This is a genomic window from Dehalococcoidia bacterium (genome assembly GCA_025060295.1).
In the GTDB taxonomy this organism is placed as follows: Bacteria; Chloroflexota; Dehalococcoidia; order Lucifugimonadales; family HRBIN23; genus HRBIN23.
This window is the reverse complement of sequence record JANXCH010000006.1, coordinates 37,173-52,962: the sequence shown is the minus strand read 5'-3', so window position 1 is coordinate 52,962 and position 15,790 is coordinate 37,173. Positions and strand designations below refer to the sequence as shown.

Sequence of the window (15,790 nt, the reverse complement as noted above, 5' to 3'; positions counted from 1 at the left end):
CACAGGGGAAGAGAAGCCAATAGAACACGGGAGAGCACAAGGATGCCCAAACAAGAAGGACGATTAGAAGTGCCGGAAGTGGTGGTGGAGCGCCTGCCCCTGTATGTGCGGGCGCTGAAGGAACTGGCCCAGCGCCGAATAGAGGTAGTCAGTTCCAGGGATTTGGGGGAGCGTTTACATACCACCCCTGCGCAAATCCGCAAAGACCTTAGCGCCTTCGGACGCTTCGGCAAACAGGGGAGCGGATACAATGTGCAAACCCTTTTGACCGCCTTACAGAGCATTTTGGGATTAGATAGAGACTGGTATGTAGCCGTGGTCGGTGTGGGACGGCTGGGGCGGGCCATTATTAGTTATCCCGGCTTCGCCCCGGAGGGCTTCAGGATTGTAGCGGCCCTAGACAACGACCCCCGCCAGATTGGGCAAGTCATCGGGGGACTTATGGTTCAGCCCATCAGCGAACTCCCCCGCATAGTGAAACAGCAGGATATTCAGATAGCCATTGTGGCGGTGCCGCGGGACCAGGCCCAAGAAGTGATTGACCTGCTCGTGCAGGCGGGCATTCGGGCCATCCTGAACTACGCCCCCATTACCCCTAAGGTGCCCCCCGGCGTGCGGGTGCAGACCATAGACCCTGTGCTGGCCCTCCAGGCCATGACCTACTACCTGACCGCCGAGGCCCGCGCGTCCCACAAGGTCCCCACAACCCCGCAGCGCTAAGGGCCCGCCCCAGGCAGGGGTGCACCGGGGGGTGGTCCGCCAGCGGCACGCCGCCGACGCGCCACAGCCATCCGCACCTGGGCTCGGCGCAAGGCAGCCAGCGCCTGGGCCAGGTCCACATCAGCCTGACGGGTGGCCAGGGCCTTTTGGGCCCGCTCCATGGCCTGCCGAGCCCTCTCTAAGTCAATCTCCTCGGCGTATTCGCAGGCGTCGGCCAGGATAGTAACCTTATTCCCCAGCACCTCCAGAAACCCCCCGCTCACCGCCATAAACTGCTCCTTACCCTCCTTGACCACCCGAATTTCTCCGGGCTGGAGAATGGTCAACAGAGGAGCGTGATGGGGGAGGATGCCAAGTTCCCCCTCCACCCCGGGGGCCACCACCAGGTCCACATCGTCGCTAAACACCACCCGTTCGGCCGTAACAATCTCCAAACGCATCTTGGGCATAGACCACCCCCCTTAGATCGCCCCCATCTTCTTGGCCTGCTCCCGTGCCTCCTCAATGGTGCCCACCATATAGAAGGCCTGCTCGGGCAGGTCGTCGTGCTTCCCCTCCAGGATCTCCTTGAAGCCCCGCACTGTCTCCTTCACCGGCACATACCGCCCCTCGCGCCCCGTAAACGGCTCCGCCACGAACATGGGCTGGGAAAGGAAGCGCTGAATCTTGCGGGCGCGGGCTACCGTCAGTTTGTCCTCCTCCGACAACTCCTCCACACCCAGGATGGCGATGATGTCCTGCAAGTCCTTGTAGCGCTGGAGGACACGCTGCACACCCCGCGCCACCTCATAATGCTCCTGCCCCACGATAGCCGGGTCCAGAATGCGGGAGGTGGAGGTTAGGGGGTCCACCGCCGGGTAGATGCCCTGCTCGGCGATAGAGCGCTCCAGGGCGATGACAGCGTCCAGGTGGCCGAAGGTGGCCACAATGCCCGGGTCTGTATAGTCGTCGGCAGGGACATAGATGGCTTGGAAGGAGGTGATGGACCCCCGCTTGGTAGAGGTGATGCGCTCCTCCAGGGCACCCATCTCCGTGGCCAAGGTGGGCTGGTAGCCCACCGCCGAGGGCATGCGCCCCAGCAGAGCCGACACCTCCATCCCCGCCAGGATGTAGCGGTAGATGTTGTCAATGAACAGGAGCACATCCTGCCCCTCCACATCCCGGAAGTATTCGGCCATGGTGAGGCCCGTCAGGGCCACCCGCGCGCGCACCCCCGGAGGCTCGTTCATCTGGCCAAATACCAGGGTAGCGTTCTTCAGCACCCCCGAGGCGCGCATCTCATACCACAGGTCGTTGCCCTCCCGGGAGCGCTCCCCCACCCCCGCAAACACCGAGAAGCCCTTATGGTAGGTAGCGATGTTGTGAATCAGTTCCATAATAATGACGGTCTTGCCCACGCCTGCCCCGCCATAGGCCCCAATCTTGCCCCCCTTGGTGAAGGGAGTGATAAGGTCAATGACCTTCAGGCCCGTCTCCAACATCTCGGTGCGGGTCTGCTGCTCCTGGATGGGGGGAGGAGGGCGGTGGATGGGCCAGTAGTCCTCGGCTCGCACCTCGCCTAGACCGTCCAGAGGCTCCCCCAGCACATTGAACAGGCGTCCCAGGGCCCCACGCCCCACCGGCACCCTAAGAGCATCGCCGGTGTCCACCACCTCCACCCCTCGGGCGAGGCCGTCGGTGGGCCCCAGGGCCAGGCAGCGCACCCGGTTGTTCCCGATGTGGTGCTGGACCTCCAGCACCAGTTTGCGCCCATCAAAGGTTACCTCCAGGGCATTCATCACCTTCGGCAGGTCCCCGGGGGGAAACTCGCAATCCACCACCGTGCCGATAACCTGCACCACTCTCCCTTTGGTTCCCTTCCCCATGGCGACACCTCCTTTGTTCCTCAAGCGGCAGGTGAGGCTTTAGCGGGTCCTCAACCCCAACGTGCCGCCGATAATGTCCAGCAACTCTTTGGTGATGGTCTCTTGGCGCACCTTGTTGGCCAGGAGTGTCAGTTCCCGCACCAGGGATTTGGCGTTATCGGTGGCGTTGCGCATAGCCACCATACGGGCCGAATGCTCACTGGCCAAACTCTCCAGAACGGCGTGGTAGACCTCCATCTCCACATAGCGGGGCAGGAGGGCCTCCAGCACTTCTAGACTGCGCGGCTCGTAGATGTAGCCCACGGTCGTGCCGGGGGGCAGACGGGCCGGCACCACGGGGAGCAGTTGTTGCACCACGGGCCTTTGCACGACGGTATTCACGAACTGGGCATACACCAGGTAAACGGCATCGGCGTAGCCGGAAGTGAAGTCATCTATCACTAGGCGTAGGAGGGGGCGCAGGTCAGCGATGGTAGGGCGGTCGCCCAAGTTGGTGAACACGGCGCGCAGGTCGCGCCCGTAGCGGGCCATGAAGTCCCGCCCCTTGCGTCCCACAGCGATGACGCTCACCGGCACCTGCTGATCCAGCATAAAGCGTAGCGCGGTGCGGTTGAGGTTGCTGGGGAGCGCACCACACAAACCCCGGTCGGGGGTGATGTGCACCAGTTCCACCCTTTGCACAGGCCGCCGCTGGAGGAGGGGAGGGATGTTCTCCTCCTCCATTGGCTGGGCTGCCAGGTGCCCCAGAAGTTCCAAAATGCGTTGGGCATAGGGGCGGCCAGCCAGGGTGGCCTGTTGAGCGCGCCGCATCTTGGCGGCGGCCACCATCTCCATGGCCTTTGTTACCTTGGCCGTGTTCTGGACACTGCGGATGCGCCGGCGGATTTGCCGTAGGGTAGGCATGCTACCTCTTCACCCTGGGAGCCTCGTTGAACCAGAAGCCCATGAGGCCCCCGATCACACCAGTGGCCCACTTCTCTCTATCAGCCGTAAAAGTCTTGGAGAGCAAGATAAAGAGACTGCACCCTAAAAGGGCGAGGGTCATGACAATCAACATCGTCCAAGTTATCTTCTGCTCCATTGGGGTTCACGTGTTAGCGTCGGAGGGCGAACACGAAAAAAGCCGCCAGGAGCGCCCCCCAACAAATGACCCCGCGGCCAAGGCCGTATTCCCCATCACCACGCCGGCTGCAAAAAGGGCCACCGCCCCGATAATTGCCAACACTACCACCAATTGGACCACCAACGGTGTCCCCATACCGCCCCCTATGCCTTGAAGCCCTGCTTAAACTCGGTGATGGCCTTCTTGAGGGCCTCCTCGGTCTCTTTGGTCAGGTCTTTACTCTCTCGGATGGCGCGCCCCACCTCGGGGTGGGCGGTGTCCATGAAGCGGCGGAACTCGGCCTCCCACCGCTGCACCTGGGGGATGGGCACATCGTCCAGGTAGCCGTTCACTACGGCGTAAATCACCATCACCTCGTGCTCCAAGGGGACGGGCTGGAACTGGGGCTGTTTGAGCACCTCGGTGATGCGCTGGCCCCGCTCCAGTTGGCGGCGGGTGGTGGGGTCCAAGTCGGCGGTGCCGAACTGGGCGAAGGTGGCCAACTCCCGGTACTGGGCCAGGTCCAGGCGCAGGCGTCCTGCGACGCGCTTCATGGCGCGGGTCTGGGCAGCCCCCCCCACGCGGGACACCGACAACCCCACGTTGATGGCGGGGCGAATGCCCGCATTGAACAGGTCGGTCTCCAGATAGATCTGCCCGTCGGTAATGGAGATGACATTTGTGGGGATGTAAGCGGAGATGTCCCCTGCCTGGGTCTCAATAATGGGCAGGGCCGTCAAGGAGCCTCGGTTGTGGTCTGGGGGCAAATGGATTCCCTGCTGGGCGGCCAGTTCCCGCACATAGTCGGGGTGGAGTTTGGCGGCGCGCTCCAAAAGGCGGCTGTGCAGGTAGAACACATCCCCTGGGTAGGCCTCCCGTCCCGCCGGCCGGCGCAGGAGCAGGGACAACTGGCGGTAGGCCCAGGCGTGCTTGGTCAGATCGTCGTAGATCACCAGGGCGTCCTTGCCCTGCTCCATGAACTCCTCGCCCATGGCGCACCCGGCGTAGGGTGCCAGGTATTGGAGGGCGGCGGAGTCCGCGGCGCTGGCCACCACCACGATGGTATGCTCCAAGGCTCCATACTGCTCTAGGATGCCCACCACCTGGGCTACCTTAGCCGCCTTCTGACCGATGGCCACATAGATGCAGTAGAGGTCCTGTCCCTTCTGGTTGATGATGGTGTCCAGACACAGGGCAGTCTTTCCTGTGGAACGGTCGCCGATAATGAGCTCCCGCTGGCCGCGCCCGATGGGGATCATGGCGTCAATGGCCTTGATGCCCGTCTGGACGGGGGTGTCCACGCTCTTGCGCTTGGTAACATCGGGGGCGACTCGTTCCACGGGGCGGAAGCGGGAGGTCTTGATAGGGCCTTTGCCGTCCAGGGGGCGGCCCAAGGCGTCCACCACACGCCCCAAGAGGGCCTCCCCCACCGGCACCTCAATGATGCGGCCGGTGGTGCGGGCGGTGTCTCCCTCTTTCACCTCCGCCTCGCCCCCCAGGAGCACGACGCTCACACTATCCTCTTCCAAGTTGAGGGCGATCCCCAGGGTCCCGCCGGGGAACTCCACCAGTTCGCTGTAGCGGCATCCCGCCAGGCCGTGCACCCGGGCGATGCCGTCTCCCACCTCCACCACCGTCCCCACCTCCACCATACTCACTCGGGCCTCGTAGCCCTCAATTTGTCGGCGCAGAACGCTGACGATATCCTGTCCACGGATGGTCATGGGCTTCCTCCACAGCCGAAGTGTTACCCGACCTCCACCAGGGTCTTGCGCAGGGCCTGGAGACGTCCCCGCACACTGCCGTCCAGCACCCGGTCGCCGATGCGGAGCACCACACCCCCCAGGAGGGAGGGGTCAGTGCGCACCGACAGGACAACCCGTTTCCCCAGGGTGCGCCCCAGGCGCTCGGCCAGGTCTTGCTGGTCGCTATCGGTCAAGGGTGCCCCTGCCGTTACCTCCACCCGCAGGATACCCTCCGCTTCGTCGGCCAAGCGCTGAAACTCCTGGAAAAGAAGGGGCAAAGTGCGGAAGCCCTGCCGCTCCGCCAGGAGTGCTCCCAGGTTGTACGCCAACGGCCCCAAGTCGGGAAGCATCTGGCGCACCAGAGCCACTCGCTCCGCCACGGGGATACTGGGGTTATCCAGAAAAGCCACCACCTCCTCGCGGCGGGCTAGTTCGGCCATCGCCTGCAGATCCCTCCGCCAGGTGTCCACCGTGCCCTGCTCCCTGGCGATGTCCCAGACGGCTTGGGCATACCGTTTAGGGGAGGGAAGGCTGCGTCCCGGCACGGACTAGGTCCTCCGCAGGGTTTCGGCCTCGTCCAGCACCCGCTCCACCAGGTGGCGGTGCGCCTCCCGGTCGAGACTGCGCTCCAAGACACGCTCCGCCGCCCGGACGGCAAGGTCGGCGAAGTGGCGGCGGACCTCTTCAATGGCCGCATCCCGTTCCGCCTGGATTTCACGGCGGGCACGTTCCAAAGTAGCCTCCACCTCTTGGCGGGCGCGCTGACGCTCCTCCTCCCGGTAGCGCTCGGCCATCTGGCGGGCCTGCTCCAAGATAGCCTGACTCTCCCGGCGGGCCTGCTCCAGTTGCCTCTGCATCTCCTCCTGCGCGCGGGCCGATTCCTTTTTGACCCGCTCCGCCTCCTCCATGGCCTCCTTAATACGCTGGGAGCGGGCATCCAGCATCCCCAGCACCCTCTTGTAGACAAAGAAGTACAGGATGGCCAGGAGGATGGAGAAGTTAATCAGGTATGCGACGAGGCTGGGGATATCAAACCCCAGTTGGGCCATACCGCTCCTTCCTGGTGGGCAGGAATGTACCGAACGCTCGGGTTGCTAGGCCACCATAGCGAGGATGACCGCCACGATAAGGGCGTAGATGCCCAAAGCCTCGGCGAAGGCGATGGCCAAAATCATGTTGGTCAAGATAGCGCCCCGCGCTTCGGGGTTGCGCCCCAGGGCGTTCATGGCCGCCGCCCCCAGCAGGCCAATCCCCAACCCCGGCCCCAACAATCCTAACCCGATAGCCAGACCGGCCGCCAGCATCTTGACCGCTTCGGGGCTGAGTGCTTCAGGCATAGAGCGAACCTCCTGGTTATGTTTGTGGTGGCCCTTCGTGGGGCCCTAATCTTTAGTGTACAAAGCGAACACTACCGCCAGCATTGCCCCCAACACTGCCAACACCACCAATCCGAAGGTAAGGAAAAGAACGAACGTCATATATCCCTCCTAATGATGCTCCCCTTCGCCATGCTCGGCCACCGCCAGGGCCACGAATACCGTGGTCAGGCCGGCAAAGATCAGCGCCTGCACAAAGCCTACCAGGATTTCCAGCCCGTAGAAGGGCACGGAGAACACAAAACTCACCAAAAAGGCCGACACGAGGAGGAGAATTTCCCCAGCGGTCATGTTCCCAAACAAACGGAAAGTAAAACTCACAATGCGAATGAACTCGCTAGCCAGCTCCAAGACACCTACGAAAAGATCCACAAATCCCTGAAAAATCTTGCCCCGTAGGAGGTTGCCCAATCGGATGAACTTCCCCAAGTACGCCAAACCCAGGGCGCGGAAGCCCCAAAACTCCACAAAAACGAAGGATACCAGCGCAAGGGCCAGGGGCATATTCAGATCCGTCCCCGCACTGCGCAGAAGGGGGACGAATACCGTCTCAACGTGCCCCTCTTTGACCACCTTCTCTTTGAAGCCCAGGGAGGGATAAATAGGCAGAAGGGCCAGCCAGGCGTTGAAAGCCACAAAGATGAATATAGTGGCGATGACGGGGAAGAAGGCGCGGGCGTATTTAGTGCCCACGACGCTCTCAATGAAGCGGTAAAGGCTCTCAATGAACACCTCAATCAGGTTCTGCCACCGGCCAGGCACCATCTTCAGCGTGCGCGCCCCCCCAACGAACAGCACCACAATCACCAGGGTGGCCAACCACGCCGAGAGGAGGGTGTTCCGTAGCGGGAAGGGGCCTATGCTCCAGGGCAAAATATCGGCCGCCAGGTGCACGTGAGGACGATGCAGCAACGGCTCCCGCCCCAGGAAAGCGGAGCCGATGGCCCCGGTCAGCAAACCGCCCAGACCCAGGGCCCCCACCACCAGGGCCGCTAGCACCAGCCAGCGTGTGCCCCGACCCACGGAGTGTCGTCCTCCCTAATTCTTGGGCGCACCGTTTCGGAGGAGGGGTGCCACCATCCGGTAGACCCCGTAGAAGGCCACCACACTCCCCAGCACCACTCCCCCCAAGGTGAGCCACGGTTTTGTCCCTAACCACTTATCTAGGAGCCAGCCCCCCCCGATTCCCCCCACGATGGAAAGGGCTATATAGAAGCCTATCCCAGCAACGCGCAGGGCAGGAACCCACCAGGCCACACCCCCTCCTCCACGCTTGTGCAGTTTATCACAGAGGGAGGGGGCAGGTCAATACCACCCGCCCCCTCCGAACTCGTCGAGCCCGTGTCCCCTCGGGTCAAGAGGTCTTCCCCTTGCCCAGGTCCTCCAGGTTCAAGCCCTCAATGAACTCCTTGAAGGCACCCAGTTTGCGCATCTCCTCCTCGGTCACTTTCTCCACTTTCTCCCCTTTGGAACGCACCTCACCCTCGGCCTCTCCCTCCTTCGTGCCAGGGATGCCGGCCTTCTCCAGCACCGACTCCTCGGCATAGATGGGGGCGTTCACCCGCACTGCAATGGCGATGGCATCGCTGGGACGGGCATCGATGTCCAAAGACTTCCCATCCACTTCCAAAACGATTTTGGCGTAGAAGGTGTCGTCCTTCAGGTCGTTGACCACGATATAAGCCACCCGCGCCCCGAGCGCGTAAATAATGTTGCGCAGAAGGTCATGGGTGAGGGGACGGGGCACCTGCACATCCTGCAACTTGATGGCGATGGAGTCCGCCTCCGCAGGGCCAATCCAGATGGGCAGGTAACGGTCCGCCCCCTTCTCTTTGAGAATGACCACCCGCTGGTAGTTCATCAGGCTGACCCGGATGCTGTCTATCACCATCTCCTGCATGGCCCACACTCCTCACCGTCAACGCTCATGATACGGCGCCCCTCTGGCGGGTGCAAGACGGTGTCCACACCTCCAACGCCTGCGCCCCAACGGCCTGATGGGGGTAGCGCCCCTGCAGCAGGGGGGCATGGGCAGGGGTGAGCAGAGGAACGCCACCCGCCAATGCCCCCTGCACGAGGGTTACCCCGTCCGGGGATAGACCATCTACCCCCCACACGGGGAACGAAGGCACCCCTTTTCCCAGCAGGAGCACTCCATACCCCCCAAGCCCCTCCTCCTGCACCAGGGCTTGCAGACCGAAGCGGTTGGCTTCGGCTTCGGCTGGGGGCAAACGGGACGCCACAAGAGCGCGCCGCAAGGCATCCCACCCCAAGTTGCGTAGGAACACCCTCTGACGCACCCACCCCATCACCTCCAAGCCTGCCTCCCGCGCACAGCGCACCAGGGACGCAAAGTCCACCGAGGCGGTGATGTCCTGCTGGCCCACATGCCGATACAGATCGCCCGTGGCCATGTGCTGGCGGAAGGCCCTCACGGTGCCCCCACGCCCCGTGCGGTAAAGCTCCGCTGGCATACCCCCATAGTCTATGATGATAGCCAAGCCCTGTCCCAGGGCAGTTGCCAGATCCCTTGTCCAGGCTGGCAACCGCACGCACGCCTCCCCCTCCGTTCCCTCCACAAGAGGGATCCCCAAAGCCCGCACCCACGCCTCCAGAGCAGGGGTGGACGGAGGCCCCCACATCTCACCCAGACCGTCCCCCCGGAGCGCCACATACGCCTCTTCCAGCGACCCGCCCTTCACACGCCAGCGATGCACCGGGAAGGCGTCGACCATCTCATTGGCTATGAGACACCCCACCACGCCCCGCAGAGGCAACGCGGCGCTGCGTAGGCGCTGCCCTCCCCTCTGCCGTGCCCAGTCAGGACTGGGAGGGGTGTCCAGATCTATGGCCACATACCGCAGGGCTTGGGCAAAAGAGGCAGTCAGGCGCTCAGCGAAGTCCATAAAGGCGAGGGCCAAAAGGCCATCCCCCGCTCCCTGCTCCGCCACCACAAAAGGCGACGGCCTCCCCAGCACTTCCCACACCTGGTACACTTGCACAGCCAAAAGGGCCCCAAAAGCGGGATGAGCCTGGGGGCTGGTGAAATAATCCCCTCTCGCCCCGCGCCCCTTCCCCCGCCGGTAATACCCACCCGCGGGATGATACAAGGCCATCTCCATGAACTCGGCGAAGGGGATAGGCCCTTTCTCTTGAATGCGTCGGCGGACAATGTCCTCTAACGTGGGGGGCACAGGCCCTCCTATGGGCGCAGGGCTAACCGCTCGCCCACAGCAGGGTTGACCAGGTGCAGAGGCATCCGCCCCTGCAACACCCGCGCCACCTCTTCGGCACAACGGCGGGGCAAGCCCTCCACCGCCTTGTCCGAGTAATAGGCCGCATGGGGGGAGAGGAGCACATTGTCCATCTGGAGCAGAGGGTTGTCGGGGGCGGGAGGCTCTTGCTCCAACACATCCAACGCCGCCCCGGCGATCCACCTCTCTTGCAAAGCGCGGATGAGGGCCTTTTCATCTATGACGGCGCCCCGAGCGGTGTTCACCAGGATGGCGTTGGGTTTCATCAGGCGCAGAGTGGAAGCGTTGAACATATGGCGCGTCTCGGGCGTCAAGGGGGTGTGGATAGTGACGAAATCCGACTGGCGCAGAAGGTCGGGGAAGGCGACAGGCTCCACCCCCTCCTCGTCAAAGACCGAGCGGGGGATATAGGGGTCGTAGGCGATGATGCGGAACTCAAAGCCCCTGGCCCGTCGGGCGAAGGCACGGCCGATGCGCCCTAACCCCACGATGCCCACCGTCTGGCCGTAGAAGTGGGGCACGGGAGGCTCCAGAACCGAGCGCCAGCGGTTCTCCCGCACCGCCTGGTCGAGTGCCTTCAGTCGGCGTGCAAGGGCCAGAAGCATGGCCAACGCGTGGGTGGCCACCTCCCGTGTCCACAGGTCCGGCACATTCACAATGGCAATACCCGCCTCGGTGGCAGCGGGGATGTCAATGGTGTCCACCCCTACACCGGTGCGCACCACCACCTTGCATCGCTTGAGGTTGTGCAACACCCGCCGGGTGAACGGCCCTGTGACAGCTATAATGGCGTCGGCATCGCCAGCGTGGCGCAAAATGTCATCCTCGGTTTGGGGACGGGGCGCTGGGATCAAGTCCGCTCCGATGGCACTCAACACCTCCCTCTCCACCACCACATGCCGATCGTTCATCGGCCCCAAGTGCACCACACGAAAACGCGGGCTGGTCATACTCCTCCTTGCTGGGCGACAGCTTACAGAGTAGTATGATAGCGCACCCCGCCCCCGTGCGGGCTAAGGAGGACGCATGCCCTTCGCCAGCATCAACGGTATCCGCCTCTACTATGAGGAGCACGGAAGCGGATATCCCGTGGTATTTACCCACGGATATGCAGGCACCACAGTCTCCTGGAAGCCCCAGGTGCCCGCCCTTTCCCAAAAATACCGCTTCATTATCTACGACATGCGCGGACACGGTCAAACCGAGGCACCCCGCGACCCCTCCCTCTATTCCCGAAGCATTGCCGTAGAGGATTTGTACCAACTCCTGCGTTACTTGGGGGTGCGGGAGGCGGTGGTGGGGGGTCTCTCCCTGGGGGGTGTCATCTCTATGGAGTTCGCTTTGGCCCGCCCGGAGATGGTCAAAAGCCTTATTCTGATGGACACGGGCCCCGGCTTCCGCAACCCCCAACGCCTGGCGGACTGGAACACGGAGTGCGAGGAGCGCGCACGTCTATTGGAGACGGGGGGGATGGAGGCTTTCATGCGCAGCCCCTACGCTGTGGACGACTACTACACGCCCCCAGAGGTGATGCGTCGCCTGAACCCCATCGGGCTGGCCCACGTAGCCCGCCGAGTGATGGCCAACATCCCCATGCTCCCCCTAGACAAAATCACCGCCCCCACACTTATCCTGTGCGGCACCCGCGATAAGCCTTTCATTGCCGCATCCTACTATATGGCCCAGCATATCAAGGGGTCTTTTCTTTCGTTCATCCCCAAAGCAGGGCACGGCTCCAATATTGACCAACCGGACCTGTTCAACCTCCTGGTGCTGAAGTGGTTGGAGGATCTCGGCCTCTAGGGGACGGTGACGTCCTGTGGCGGGTGGTAGCGTCGGCCCGCAGAGGGTTCTTGGCCACAGCCGATGCTTACGGCCAGCCCCACCTGGTGCCCGTGGTGTTCGTGGTGCAAGGGCGACGCCTGTTCATCCCCCTGGACACCAAGCCCAAGCGGGTCAACCCTCTAGACCTCAAGCGGGTGCGCAACATCCGCGCCAACCCGCGCGTGGCCTTTCTGGTGGACCACTGGGATGAGGATTGGGAGCGGCTGGCCTATGTGCTCCTTCTGGGGCACGCCTCCCTGCAGACACAGGGGGAGGACTACTCCGCAGCCGTAACGGCTTTGCAGGACAAGTATCCCCAATACCGCCACCTGCCTTTGGGGACACCACCCCTCATTGCCGTAGAAGTTACACGGGCTATCGGGTGGGGGAACCTGGAGACTTTTGCCCCCCCCGCAGAACCTGCAGCGGGTTCACGGTAAGACCGTAGTCGTAGGTGTCCACCCCTTCACGGCGTTTGATGTAGCCCACCACCAGGTAAGTCAAGGGGGTGGCTAGAGCCTCATAGAGGCTTTTGGCTAGCCACTGGGTGATGACGATCTGCACCAGCAGGCCCGCACCCACCGTGCCCACAAAGGCGATGGTGATGAATACCAGGGAGTCCAGGCCCTGCCCCACCAGGGTGGAGGTGATGGTGCGAAACCACAGCCACCGCCCCCGCGTGGCCACCTTCAGACGCGCCAGCACACGCGCGTTGGCCAGTTCCCCCACCAGGTAGCCGGCGAAGGACGCGGCCACCAGGCGAGGCGTATAGCCCAAGATGCGTTGATACGCCTCCTGCCCCTCCCAGCCGGGAGCGGGGGGCAAAAGGCCCCCGAGCCAGATGAACAGCACCGCCACCCCATTGCACAAAAAGCCCAGCCAGATGACCGCCCGCGCGCTACGGTAGCCATAGACCTCCGTGAGCACATCGTTGACGATGTAACTCAGGGGGAACACCAGCACCCCCGCGGGCAGAACCACCAGCACCTGTCCCCCCCAGGGGAGGGACACCGAGGCCACCTGGAATAACTTCACCGCGGTGATGTTGGCCGTGATAAGGGCGGTCAGGAAAAGCCCAGCCACCACTAGGAAGCGCGGAGAGGAGGGCATCGTCTCCTACCCCATAGCATCAAGGGGAATGGGTACAGGTGGCTGCCCGCCGTGCACAGCCTGAAGCGTGCCTAGGCGGTTGGCTCCCGATACTCCACCGTGACGGTGGTGTGGATGCCCCCGCGCACCTTGTAGTCTAGGCGCACCCGCATCCAGCGCGGCCGACACAGAGCCACCAGGTCGCGCAGTATGCGATTGGCGGCGTGCTCCTGAACGATGCCCACATCCCGAAAGGACAGGAGGTAGTACTTCAAGGACTTAAGTTCCACGCATGCGTAGCGTGGCACATAGGTAATAGTCAGTTTGCCGTAATCCGGGAGGCCCGTCCAGGGGCACACCGCCGTAAACTCATCGGTTTCAATGGTCACCTCAGCGGGCTGGTCGGGATACGCGTAGTCAAAGGCCAGAAGGCTGGCGCTGTCTATGGCCTCCTCGCCCTTCATGGGCAGTTTGCGGTCGAGGCGCTCATATTTCTCCTGCAAGTCAGGGATGCGGGACATACAGCCTCCTAACTCGCCTTGCCCTCCAGTTGGGCGATGTGCTCCCACCAGTGGTTGGGGATACGCTCCAGGCGCTGGCGAACGGTTTGGGTGGTACCATCCACCCGCACCAAAACGATGCTGTCCCAGTTGGAGATGGAGCGCGCCGCCTGCACGAGGCGCTGGTGCACCTGGCGCGCTTCGGCCACCAGGTCGGCTAGGGTCTTCCCCGCCCGCTGAGCCACAGCTTGCGCATTCAGATCATCGGTTGGGGCGGTGGTGCGGCGTGGAGGTCCGTTTCGGGCAACCGATTCCATCCCTTCGGCGGTAACCTGATGCCAGAAGATACAGTGGGCCAGCACCTCTTTAGGCCCCCAAGTGCCCACCTTCCCAGAAGCTGTGGATGCCGATGTCTCATACCAACGAATCGCCTCTTGCACGCGCCGGTCAAAGGATTCCATCAGGGCCTCCCGTGTGGCTGGAGATGTGGCCATGCCGCTCCTTCCCTGGCTCCCGGTTACTGGGCGAGGGAGCCGTTCGTAAGGTTTATTCCCCCCAACGGTGCTAGTACCCCATCGCTTCTGCGCGCCGGAACACATCCACACCCGCCCGCACCAGGTTGTTCTGAACATCCACCTGGATGGCCAGGGGCGTGGCGAAGTTGACATCGGCGGGGGTCTCCTCGGCCACCACGACCCGATGTCCCCGTTGGCGCAAGCCCTGGGCCACCTCCTCCCCAAGACGGGAGTCCAGGAGCACCTCCCCACTGCTCACATCTACACGGGGCTGGGCCACCGCCTCCTGCGGCCCCATCCCGAAGGCCACCATATTCAGGAACACCTGGGTATTGCAGTCAATGATGCGCCTCCCGCCTGGTGCACCGATGGCCATGACGGGGCGTCCCCCGTGCTTCACCAAAAGGGGCGTCATGTTCACCAAGGGGCGCTTCCACGGGGCGACGGAGTTGGCCGTGCCCGGCTTGGGGTTGAACCAAAGCATGGCGTTATTCCACAGGATGCCCGTCCCTGGGGTAACCACTTTGGAACCGAACAAGCTGACGGCCGTCTGGGTGCAGGAGACCAGGTTACGCTCCCGATCCACGATACAGAAGTGGGTGGTGCAATCGCCCCCGCCATGGGCCGAGGGGACAGGCGCTGTTGCCGGGCGCGGGTGCCCCTCGTAGGCCCAGGGGTCATGGAGGGGACGACTGTCGTAATAGGCCCAGGGCACCTGTCCCGGGGGAAGGGGGAGCACTGTGCGGTCGGGGCGGAGAGTTTGACTGATGTGGCGTGCATACTCCTTCGACAATAGGCCCCGCATAGGCACCGCCACCGCCTCCGGGTCGCCCAGGTAGGCGTAACGATCGGCGAAGGCGTGTCCCGCCGCCTCGGCGTAGGTGTGCAGGTAATCTATGGTGTTGTGGCCCAAAGCCCTGAGGTCAAAGTTCTCCAAGATATTCAGGGTCTCCAACGCGGTGATGGCGCCGTTAGCCCCCCAGGGGGCAAGCACCTCCACTTCCCGCCAAGCAACCCGCAAGGGGGCACGCACGACCGCCTCATAGCGCTCCAAATCGGCGCGGGTCATCAGCCCGCCGTGGGCGCGCATATCCTGCTCAATGGCGTCGGCGATATCGCCCTTGTAGAAGGCGTCGGAGCCGTGGCGAGCGATGGCCTTGAGCACTTCGGCCAGGTCCCGTTGCACCAGGCGCTCGGCAGGCTTGGGTGAACTGATGGGAGGACGCCCTCGGGGAAGGAACACGGCACAGGCTGCGGGCGACACTTGGAAATCGGACATAGCGTTGCTAATGCACAGAGCCAGATACCAGTTGACTTCAAAACCCTGCTCGGCGTAGTGGATAGCCGGCTCCAGCAAAAAGGGGAGGGGCAAAGAGCCGTAAAGGCGGTGGGCCAGGCACAGACCGGCCACCGTGCCAGGCACGCCGATGGAGAGGTAGCCCACCTCGTTGGCACGCCCCTCTACCTGGTACAGACCAATAAGGGCGGGGGCCTCCCCCAGGACGCGGTACATATCAGGACGTGCGCGCATAGGGGCGCGGGGACCATAATCAATGACCACCTCCTCCCCCCGGCCGGGCAGGGCAATGAGCATATACCCCACCCCGGCGATGCAAGTCATCATCGGCTCCACCACGCACAGGCAGAAGCCCACGGCCACCGCCGCATCCACGGCGTTCCCCCCCTGCTTGAGCACCTCCAGACCCACCTCCGTGGCTAGGGGGTCTTTGGTAGCCACCGCCCCGTGAACGGCCACCACCTCATCCCGCTGAGGACGCCACACAGTGCGCAACGCCATCT

Annotated in this window: 20 protein-coding genes; 3 read left to right on the top strand and 17 right to left on the bottom strand. The window is 63.2% G+C overall.

Features of this window, described 5'->3' with window-relative positions:
• The first annotated feature begins 42 nt into the window (after nucleotides 1-42).
• Nucleotides 43-720 (top strand): redox-sensing transcriptional repressor Rex, encoded by a 678-nt coding sequence (locus NZ951_03185; protein MCS7206925.1) that lies wholly within the window; start codon nucleotides 43-45, stop codon nucleotides 718-720.
• Here NZ951_03185 and NZ951_03180 read toward each other — a convergent pair.
• The 13 genes from NZ951_03180 to NZ951_03120 all read right to left on the bottom strand — a co-directional run bounded on the left by NZ951_03180 (nucleotide 717) and on the right by NZ951_03120 (nucleotide 11,012).
• Complete coding sequence (locus tag NZ951_03180; GenBank protein MCS7206924.1) at nucleotides 717-1,169, bottom strand: F0F1 ATP synthase subunit epsilon; 453 nt, start codon at nucleotides 1,167-1,169, stop codon at nucleotides 717-719. The genes NZ951_03185 and NZ951_03180 overlap by 4 nt on opposite strands.
• A gap of 12 nt (nucleotides 1,170-1,181) precedes the next feature.
• Entirely contained in the window at nucleotides 1,182-2,585 is a 1,404-nt protein-coding gene (gene atpD / locus NZ951_03175) for a F0F1 ATP synthase subunit beta (protein ID MCS7206923.1), read from the bottom strand.
• A 39-nt stretch (nucleotides 2,586-2,624) separates the two neighbouring features.
• A complete protein-coding gene (gene atpG / locus NZ951_03170) occupies nucleotides 2,625-3,488 on the bottom strand; it encodes an ATP synthase F1 subunit gamma (GenBank protein MCS7206922.1) in 864 nt (287 codons plus the stop codon).
• A gap of 1 nt (nucleotide 3,489) precedes the next feature.
• Nucleotides 3,490-3,666, bottom strand: a complete 177-nt coding sequence (locus NZ951_03165) for a hypothetical protein (GenBank protein MCS7206921.1) — start codon at nucleotides 3,664-3,666, stop codon at nucleotides 3,490-3,492.
• Nucleotides 3,667-3,851: 185 nt separating this feature from the next.
• Complete coding sequence (gene atpA, locus NZ951_03160; GenBank protein MCS7206920.1) at nucleotides 3,852-5,411, bottom strand: F0F1 ATP synthase subunit alpha; 1,560 nt, start codon at nucleotides 5,409-5,411, stop codon at nucleotides 3,852-3,854.
• A gap of 23 nt (nucleotides 5,412-5,434) precedes the next feature.
• Nucleotides 5,435-5,977, bottom strand: coding sequence for a F0F1 ATP synthase subunit delta (locus NZ951_03155; GenBank protein ID MCS7206919.1), 543 nt, complete (start codon nucleotides 5,975-5,977; stop codon nucleotides 5,435-5,437).
• A 3-nt stretch (nucleotides 5,978-5,980) separates the two neighbouring features.
• Complete coding sequence (gene atpF / locus NZ951_03150; protein ID MCS7206918.1) at nucleotides 5,981-6,481, bottom strand: F0F1 ATP synthase subunit B; 501 nt, start codon at nucleotides 6,479-6,481, stop codon at nucleotides 5,981-5,983.
• 45 nt (nucleotides 6,482-6,526) lie between these two features.
• Nucleotides 6,527-6,769, bottom strand: a complete 243-nt coding sequence (locus NZ951_03145) for an ATP synthase F0 subunit C (GenBank protein MCS7206917.1) — start codon at nucleotides 6,767-6,769, stop codon at nucleotides 6,527-6,529.
• Between the two features lie 150 nt (nucleotides 6,770-6,919).
• On the bottom strand, nucleotides 6,920-7,831 hold the full coding sequence (locus NZ951_03140; protein ID MCS7206916.1) for a F0F1 ATP synthase subunit A: 912 nt from the start codon (nucleotides 7,829-7,831) through the stop codon (nucleotides 6,920-6,922).
• Between the two features lie 15 nt (nucleotides 7,832-7,846).
• On the bottom strand, nucleotides 7,847-8,065 hold the full coding sequence (locus tag NZ951_03135) for an AtpZ/AtpI family protein (GenBank protein MCS7206915.1): 219 nt from the start codon (nucleotides 8,063-8,065) through the stop codon (nucleotides 7,847-7,849).
• Nucleotides 8,066-8,162: 97 nt separating this feature from the next.
• The gene (locus tag NZ951_03130; protein MCS7206914.1) at nucleotides 8,163-8,708 is read right to left on the bottom strand and encodes a bifunctional nuclease family protein; all 546 of its coding nucleotides are present in this window, start codon (nucleotides 8,706-8,708) and stop codon (nucleotides 8,163-8,165) included.
• 25 nt (nucleotides 8,709-8,733) lie between these two features.
• Nucleotides 8,734-10,002, bottom strand: coding sequence for an SAM-dependent methyltransferase (locus NZ951_03125; protein MCS7206913.1), 1,269 nt, complete (start codon nucleotides 10,000-10,002; stop codon nucleotides 8,734-8,736).
• Nucleotides 10,003-10,010: 8 nt separating this feature from the next.
• Complete coding sequence (locus tag NZ951_03120; GenBank protein ID MCS7206912.1) at nucleotides 10,011-11,012, bottom strand: C-terminal binding protein; 1,002 nt, start codon at nucleotides 11,010-11,012, stop codon at nucleotides 10,011-10,013.
• A 76-nt stretch (nucleotides 11,013-11,088) separates the two neighbouring features.
• Here NZ951_03120 and NZ951_03115 point away from each other — a divergent pair, with 76 nt between their 5' ends.
• Together NZ951_03115 and NZ951_03110 are read left to right on the top strand one after the other, a co-directional pair.
• Complete coding sequence (locus NZ951_03115) at nucleotides 11,089-11,865, top strand: alpha/beta hydrolase (GenBank protein ID MCS7206911.1); 777 nt, start codon at nucleotides 11,089-11,091, stop codon at nucleotides 11,863-11,865.
• Entirely contained in the window at nucleotides 11,841-12,326 is a 486-nt protein-coding gene (locus NZ951_03110; GenBank protein ID MCS7206910.1) for a TIGR03668 family PPOX class F420-dependent oxidoreductase, read from the top strand. The genes NZ951_03115 and NZ951_03110 overlap by 25 nt, the downstream gene beginning before the upstream one ends.
• On the opposite strand, the gene NZ951_03105 is transcribed toward NZ951_03110, so the two are convergent.
• The 4 genes from NZ951_03105 to ggt all read right to left on the bottom strand — a co-directional run bounded on the left by NZ951_03105 (nucleotide 12,262) and on the right by ggt (nucleotide 15,788).
• Nucleotides 12,262-12,996 carry a queuosine precursor transporter gene (locus NZ951_03105; protein ID MCS7206909.1) on the bottom strand — a complete coding sequence of 245 codons (735 nt, stop codon included), beginning with the start codon at nucleotides 12,994-12,996 and terminating at the stop codon, nucleotides 12,262-12,264. The two genes, NZ951_03110 and NZ951_03105, sit on opposite strands and share 65 nt — an antisense overlap.
• 71 nt (nucleotides 12,997-13,067) lie before the next feature.
• The gene (gene queF / locus NZ951_03100; GenBank protein MCS7206908.1) at nucleotides 13,068-13,478 is read right to left on the bottom strand and encodes a preQ(1) synthase; all 411 of its coding nucleotides are present in this window, start codon (nucleotides 13,476-13,478) and stop codon (nucleotides 13,068-13,070) included.
• A gap of 26 nt (nucleotides 13,479-13,504) precedes the next feature.
• Nucleotides 13,505-13,969, bottom strand: coding sequence for a DinB family protein (locus tag NZ951_03095; GenBank protein ID MCS7206907.1), 465 nt, complete (start codon nucleotides 13,967-13,969; stop codon nucleotides 13,505-13,507).
• 70 nt (nucleotides 13,970-14,039) lie between these two features.
• Nucleotides 14,040-15,788, bottom strand: a complete 1,749-nt coding sequence (gene ggt / locus NZ951_03090; GenBank protein ID MCS7206906.1) for a gamma-glutamyltransferase — start codon at nucleotides 15,786-15,788, stop codon at nucleotides 14,040-14,042.
• Nucleotides 15,789-15,790 lie beyond the last annotated feature (2 nt).